Raw genomic sequence first — 1,646 nt, 5'->3', positions numbered from 1 at the left:
TGAGTTCCTAAGGGATGTCAAGCGACCTGTTGGCTCGTAGGGTGGTTGTCGGCGGGCTGGGATGTTGGAGCGCTTGGCGACTCCTGTGACTCCTGGCTCGCCGCTTTTTTGTGGCTGTCTCGCATGCGCTGGTGCCGGATGTTATCGCGGCGTCGGGGGTCGATCTGATAGCGGTCTTTGACGATCATGCGACCCTGGGCTTCGGTGATTTCGGTGCCATCGACGTCGCGCAGGATGTAGGGCTGGCCGGCGCGCATGCAGGTGGCTATTCGGGTGACCAGCAGGGTGCCCAGGTGACAGATCGCGGAGTCGTGGTGTCGGTCGCCGGCCATCAGTCGCTGGTACTTCGCTGCGATCTGCGGGTCGATCTTGCGGGCTTGATCGGCTGCAGTGCAGAGCATCTCGCGCAGTAGCGGGTCGCCGGCCTTGGTGATCGAGGACTCGACCTTGCTCATCCCGGACTGGCTGACCTTTGGGACCAGTCCGGTATAGGCGCGGATCGCGGCCAGCGAGGTGAACCGGTGTGGGTCACCGAGCCGGCCGGCGATGACGGCGCTGATGACGGGTCCCACGCCGGGAGCGGAGGCCACGATGCCGTCGGGGTCGGCGTCGGCGTAGAGGTTGGCGACTCGTTCATCGATCTGTTTGATTTGGCGGGTCAAGAACAGTGCCTGTTCGGCTTCGTGGGCGATGTCGTCGGCGAGTTCGGCGAAGTTCATCCCGTCCGAACCCCACAGTGCCAGGGTTTCTTTGGCCGCGGCGATGAGGCCGGCGGCATGCTGGCAGCGCCACGCGCCGCGAGAGCGGGCGATCAGAAAGCGGCTCAGACGGCCCTGGCCCAGTCGGATCACCGCGTTCGGATCGGCGTAGCGGGCAAGGAACTCCAATGCCGCGATGCCGTAGTTCGAGCCCAGCACCTCATACCAGGCCGGCCCGAGAAGTTCGACCAATGCGTCCAGTCGGGCGTAGACCGCAACCCTGCGTTTGACCATCGTGGCGCGCTGTTTGACTAAACGCCGCAGCGGATCTGCTGGTCCCTGGCCGGAATACTCGCGCAGTCCTTCAGGATGCAGCAGCGGCAGTCGGGCCAGCAGCTCGGAGTCGATACGGTCATTCTTGGTGTGCTTGGAGTAGTACTTGCGCAGGTCTGCCGACTGCGTGGTGGGCACCATCACCACCCGGGCTCCGCGACGGCGAAACCACTCGGCCAACACGATCCAGGCGTTACGGGTCGGCTCGACCACGACGGTGAGCTCGCCGGGATCCTCCAGCTTGAGATCTGACCACAGCCGCTCCAGATCCATCGGTCTGGTCGAGAACTTACGTCCCCGCCACACCGTGGCTCCATCACGGGAAAGTGTGGCCTGGTGTGCGGCCCGCACGGCCACGTCGATCCCCAACGTCAACGCCATATCGCTGCTCCAATCAGCCCTGATCCTGTTCGCCAGGTGACTGACCATCGCGGCCACGGCCCAGACATTCTCTAAGCAGGAGTCCACACCCTCGGCTGGCTCCAAGTTCCCGAACAAGGACACCGCTGACCAGGCACCAAGCCCGCGGACGACCACTCAAATTTCAGGGATCACCTACATGTCCCGGTCGGACGTTCGGCCCGCCCGCGGACCCACACCAAGGCTAAATGTCGG

General features: G+C 64.3%; 1 protein-coding gene. It reads right to left on the bottom strand.

Annotated features, from left to right (window positions below; all coding sequences use genetic code 11):
* Positions 1 to 17: 17 nt before the first annotated feature.
* A complete protein-coding gene (locus tag CRM90_RS29870) occupies positions 18 to 1,412 on the bottom strand; it encodes an IS110 family RNA-guided transposase (RefSeq protein WP_102810436.1) in 1,395 nt (464 codons plus the stop codon).
* Between the last annotated feature and the right edge of the window lie 234 nt (positions 1,413 to 1,646).

The organism is Mycobacterium sp. ENV421 (assembly GCF_002887815.1).
In the GTDB taxonomy this organism is placed as follows: Bacteria; Actinomycetota; Actinomycetes; order Mycobacteriales; family Mycobacteriaceae; genus Mycobacterium.
Note: the sequence above shows the minus strand (reverse complement) of the source record. Positions and strands in the feature narration are given on the sequence as shown.